We start from the raw sequence: 5,635 nt of genomic DNA on the forward strand, positions 1-5,635 counted from the left end.
CTCACGGTTTGCTCCGCTTCTTCTAATGCTTTAGCTGCTTTTTTAGCTTTAGCGCGAGCTATGGCCGCCGCTACGGCTGCTTTTTTATCATCAACAGGGGCATCACTTTGTGGCTCTTCACTTGTTGCTTGTTCAGCGTTATCTAATGCTTGTGCTGCTTTTTTAGCTTTAGCACGCGCAATGGCCGCCGCTACGGCTGCTTTTTTATCATCAACAGGGCCATCGCTGTGTGGCTCTTCACTTGTTGTTTGTTCAGCGTTGTCTAATGCTTTAGCTGCTTTTTTAGCTTTAGCGCGAGCTATGGCCGCCGCTACGGCTGCTTTTTTATCATCAACAGGGGCATCAGTTTGTGGCTCTTCACTCACTGTTTGTTCAGCGTTATCTAATGCTTGTGCTGCCTTTTTGGCTTTAGCGCGAGCAATGGCTGCAGCAACTGTTGATTTTTTATCATCAACGGGCGCAGCAGCGGCCGATTCATCTGTTTGAGATTTTTGCTCTTTATATTTACGCGCTTGTTCTTTACGTAGTGCGCGCTCTTTTGCTACTTCGCTGTTGTCAGGTTCTAATTCAGCAGATTGATCGCCTAGCTTTTTAGCTTTAGCGCGTGCAATAGCGGCTGCAACAGCTGATTTTTCATCGCCGTTATCTGATTTATTTTTAACACGGGCTAGTGCCTCAGCTACTTTTTGCTTTTCGTCAGCAGACTTAGCAGCAGGTTTACGTTTATGGCGGTTTTGGCGTTCTTCTTGCTCACGCTCTAAACGTTCTTTTCGGGCATCAAAACGCTCTTTTGCTCTGTCGGCTTTAATTTTGTCAGCTTGTTGTTCTTTAATTTCAACTTTGGCTATACGGTAGTACTGTACAAGAGGGATTTCGCTTGGGCACACGTATGCACAAGCACCACATTCAATACAATCAAATAAATTGTGCTCTTGTAGTTTGTCGTACTCTTTTGATTTAGCAAACCACTGCAATTGTTGTGGCAATAAAGAAGCAGGGCAGGCATCGGCACAGGCGCTACAACGTATACAGGCTTTTTCAGGGCCGGGTTCCGCTAGCTCTTTATGATCAGGCGCTAAAATACAGTTAGTTGTTTTAACTATGCCAATACGTACTGTGGGTAGCGTAAAGCCCATCATTGGGCCGCCCATCACAACACTTTGCTGCGGTACAGGAGAGAAACCTTGGCAATCTAGTAAATGCTTTATTTCAGTACCAAGCAGTGCCCATACATTTCCAGGTTTATGAATAGTGTTACCTGTTACCGTAACTATACGCTCAATTAGCGGTTTGCCTTCATAAACGGCTTGTTGTACGGCAAACAAAGTACCCGTGTTATGCACTAAAATACCAATATCGGCTGGAATACCAATGCTAGGAACTTCACGGTTAGTAAGTAATTTAATTAATTGCTTTTCACCGCCAGATGGATAAATAGTTGGCACCGTTTGAATAATAATTTTTGAGTTATGCTCAGCTGCTTGCTTCATTGCTGCAATAGCTTCAGGCTTGTTATCTTCTATACCCACAATGCACAGTGTTGGGTTTAAAAGTTGCTGCATTATTTCAATGCCTTGGATAACTTCTTTAGCGTGTTCGCGCATTAAAACGTCATCGGCAGTAATATAAGGTTCGCACTCAACAGCATTTACAATCAAAAATTCGATAGGTTGCTTAGTATCCGCTTTTACATAAGTAGGAAAACCAGCACCACCCATACCGCTAATACCGGCTTGGTGAATAATATTTATAAGATCGTCATGACTAAGCTCAGCAGGATTTTTATTTTTATTTAGAGCTACCCATTCGTCTTTGCCGTCTGGTTCAATAATAACACTTAGTTCTGGCAGGGCCGATGGATGTGCTGATGGCATAGGTGCAATATCAGTAACCACACCAGAGCTTGGCGCATGCACAGGTACCGACCAGTTAGCAGCAGGCTCTGTTAGTGGTTGGCCTTTTAAGACGTGTTGGCCTTTTTCTACAAGTAACTTACCGTTTGCGCCTATATGCTGCTTAAGCGCAACAATGAGTTTATCGGGCAAAGGTAGGCGAGTGATACTCGCACTATTAGAGAGTGATTTTTGTTGTGGTGGGTGTATGCCGCCAGGAAATGCCCACACGGTGCCTTTTTTTATTTGTTCAAGTAACTTGTCCACTCAAACCTCTAATCTATTTGTGTAACAGGAATAGCGTCTAGCTGCCATTTCCAGTTTTGTTTAGTTTCGGCTACAGGTAGCATATCAATGCAATCTACAGGGCAAGGCTCAACACATAAATCACAGCCAGTACATTCATCAATTAACACGGTATGCATTTGACGAGTTGCGCCTAAAATAGCGTCAACTGGGCAGGCTTGAATACATTTGGTACAGCCAATACATTCATCTTCGCGAATATAAGCCACTGTTTTTATAGGTTCTGCTTGCTCGCCACCGGCAAGTGGTTTTTCATCAACCCCCATTAAGCCGGCAAGCTTTTTCATGGTAGATTCTCCGCCTGGTGGGCATTTATTTATTTCATCGCCATTAGCTATGGCTTCGGCGTAAGGGCGACAACCCGGGTAGCCACATTGTCCGCATTGAGTTTGCGGTAAAATAGTATCAATTTGCTCAACAATAGGGTTACCTTCAACGCGAAAGCGAATTGCTGCAAACCCTAAAATAAGTCCAAAAATGAGTGCTAGCGAACCAATCGCTATCAAGGCATAAAACAAGGTCATATTAAAACTTCACTAATCCAGTAAAACCCATAAACGCCATCGACATTAAGCCTGCAGTGATCATTGCAATAGAGGCGCCTTTAAAAGGCGTAGGAACGTCAGCAGCTGCTAAACGCTCTCGTAGTGCTGCAAACAATACAAGCACTAAAGAAAAACCAACCGCAGCACCAAAACCATATACCGCAGATTGTAAAAACGAATGATCTTCTTTGATATTTAATAAAGCCACACCTAATACCGCACAGTTAGTGGTGATCAGCGGTAAAAATATGCCTAATAAACGATATAGGGTAGGGCTGGTTTTACGCACAACCATTTCGGTAAATTGCACTACAACGGCAATCACTAAAATAAAGCTCATGGTGCGTAAAAAGGCGATATCCAGAGGGATTAAAATATATTGATTAACTAAATAGCTAGTTACAGAGGCAAGGGTAAGCACAAACGTGGTTGCCAAAGACATACCAATCGCCGTATCAAGCTTACCTGATACGCCCATAAACGGACATAAGCCTAAAAATTGTACTAATACAAAGTTATTAACCAGAACGGTTCCAATCAATAACAAGACATATTCTGTCATGTGTGCCTCACGCTATTAAAGTCCTGCTTATTATCCTTTTTTCTGCCCCGATAAACAACATTTGCGAGTCGTTATCAGTTAAATAAACGCAAGGACAAACATATTGATCACAAGGCTGTAAAATTAATGTGATTTTGATGTAAGGAATTAGTCAAATAGCAGAAACAAAAAAAGAGCAACGAATGCTCTTTTTTGTATTAATTGAAAACTAATTAAATGTCTTTAGGTTTTTCTATGTAATAACCTTGAACGCCATCTAAACACAACGTTTCTATAATGTGTTTCTCTTCTTGGCTCTCAACGCCTTCAGCAAATACGCTAACACCAATGCGGTGGGCTAAATCGACCATTAAGCGCATAAAGTACTGATTATTTTTATCATCTTCTAGGCCGCGAGTATAACTTGCATCCATTTTAATAAAATCAGGTTTTAAATCGCGGAAAAACTTAAATGAAGTTAAGCCAACACCAAAACGTTCAACTGTAACGCGTGCGCCAACACGGTGAACCATGTCGATAAAGCGCTTACTAGCTTTGATGTTTTGCTGTAAACCAAACTCGCTTACCTCAAATACTAGTTTAGATGCAATATGCGTATCTTTCAATAATCGGCGCTCTAGCCAAATTACAAACTGATCGTTGTGTGCACTTGAGGCTGTTACGTTTAAACCAAAAAACTTTTCAGATAAATTACGGCTTTTAACTTTTTCAAGAGAAGAGTCGATGATCAGGCGATCAATTTCTATTGCCATATCAAGTTTTTCGGCCATTGCTAAAAAAGAAGCGGTAGGCAGTACTTGATTGTCTTCTGTTTTAAATCGAACTTGTACTTCAGCGTAGGCTTTAATACTTTTACCAAGTGGCATAATGTTTTGCATCACTAAATGCACACGCTTAGATTCAATAACTTCCTTAATAACCTTACGCCAGTTTTGATTACCAAACCCCGCACTTACGTTATTAACTAAATCGGTTTCGCGTTGTACGTGCCATGCATTAACTTGCTTTGACTGCGCCATGCTCATCGCGTTATCAACAACAGAAAGTAGTTCGCCTAATGGTTTACCTTTTTCGTAACCTACAATACCCGTATTAGCTACCGAGCTTAACTCTTGGTTTTGTTGGTACTGCGTGAAGCGCGATTGCAGGTTTTCACCAAAGCGCTCAGCTTCTTTTAAAGGAATGTGGGGGAGTACTACCGCAAAATCAGAGCTGTTTAATCTAAATACTTGGCTACCAGTGTAAGTGCCGCTTATGTGCTTAATAATATCGGCAACGCCTTTAACGTACTCATCACCTTTTTGATAACCACGGGTTTGGTTTATAGCTTGTAGCTCGCTACAACGTACCATAGCTAAAGAGCCAAATGTACTTTGCTCAGTGTTTTCAATATTTTTTTCGTAGTACTCAACAAACATATTACGATTACCAAGCGAGGTAATTACATCTTTGTACGCTTCATGCTTGATAGTCATAGCAGCGCTTTGTATGTCTTCGTTTTTGTTTTTTAAAAAATGTGATAACCGATTAAAACTAGGTACTAAATCTTTTCCCATTTTTTTCAATCGAGTGCCATCTAATGCTGTTTCTAAATCATTATCAACTTGGTTTTGATTGATATAAATATCGATAATGTCAGCAACTGTTGTACTTATATTTTTATTTAAATGATAAAAAATAGATTTCATTAGAATTATTGGAATAATAACTAAAATGGCAGAAATCAAAATAACAATAAAAAGGGACGTTTGTAGCTGCGACGCTAAATGCTCAATGTTAAGTACAAATTCAACTTTTATATCTGCGGCATCGTTTACAGCAAACTGTGGGCGTACAGAGTTAAAGTTAGAGAGTACAAAATCAGCAAACATTGGTAATTGAGTAGGGGGGTTAATGCTAAATACTTCAGCACCTTGGTAATCTCTTAGAGTAAAGCTTGAAAACGTATTACCATCTGCAATTGATTGTTTTAAATTTTGAGCAGAAATATCGTCTAAAGAAAGGTCATTAATATACTTAGTAACAGTCGTTTGTGCATTTTTTTGTGCATCACTTACCGCAGTATCAAAGCTTATAGATATGAAGTAGCTTCCTGCTGCAACACACAATAACCAAGAGATAATTTGTATAAAAATAAGTTTTTTAAATCCAGCCATGTTTTCAGTCTTTTAATAATCAAAAGGGAAGGAATCAAGTCCTTGATTAATAAACTAAGTACAGCGCATTAAAGAATTAAACTAATGCTTTAGTTATATAAGGAAGAGTAGTGGAAATAGCTTGGAATGTCTATGAAATTCTTAGAATTGGCTCCCCCTCCCCGACTCGAACGG

The 5,635-nt window shown here is 40.1% G+C and carries 4 protein-coding genes; all 4 read right to left on the minus strand.

The genetic code is table 11. From position 1 onward, the window contains the following. The coding region (rsxC, locus tag H5072_RS10490; RefSeq protein WP_182693493.1) for an electron transport complex subunit RsxC at positions 1–2,159 on the minus strand (2,159 nt) is incomplete at its 3' end. Between the two features lie 8 nt (positions 2,160–2,167). Then, complete coding sequence (gene rsxB / locus H5072_RS10495; RefSeq protein WP_007585357.1) at positions 2,168–2,722, minus strand: electron transport complex subunit RsxB; 555 nt, start codon at positions 2,720–2,722, stop codon at positions 2,168–2,170. A gap of 1 nt (position 2,723) precedes the next feature. After that, positions 2,724–3,305 carry an electron transport complex subunit RsxA gene (gene rsxA, locus H5072_RS10500; RefSeq protein WP_008172491.1) on the minus strand — a complete coding sequence of 194 codons (582 nt, stop codon included), beginning with the start codon at positions 3,303–3,305 and terminating at the stop codon, positions 2,724–2,726. 212 nt (positions 3,306–3,517) lie between these two features. Beyond that, on the minus strand, positions 3,518–5,461 hold the full coding sequence (locus H5072_RS10505) for an EAL domain-containing protein (RefSeq protein ID WP_182693494.1): 1,944 nt from the start codon (positions 5,459–5,461) through the stop codon (positions 3,518–3,520). Positions 5,462–5,635: the final 174 nt, after the last annotated feature.

Source organism: Pseudoalteromonas sp. SR45-5, from assembly GCF_014163565.1.
Taxonomy (GTDB): Bacteria; Pseudomonadota; Gammaproteobacteria; order Enterobacterales; family Alteromonadaceae; genus Pseudoalteromonas; species Pseudoalteromonas distincta.

What these genes read in the sequence shown, in the direction of transcription:
- rsxB (WP_007585357.1), bottom strand. Translation starts at nt 2,722, where the DNA reads ATGACCTTGTTTTATGCCTTGATAGCGATTGGTTCGCTAGCACTCATT.
- rsxA (WP_008172491.1), bottom strand. Translation starts at nt 3,305, where the DNA reads ATGACAGAATATGTCTTGTTATTGATTGGAACCGTTCTGGTTAATAAC.
- H5072_RS10505 (WP_182693494.1), bottom strand. Translation starts at nt 5,461, where the DNA reads ATGGCTGGATTTAAAAAACTTATTTTTATACAAATTATCTCTTGGTTA.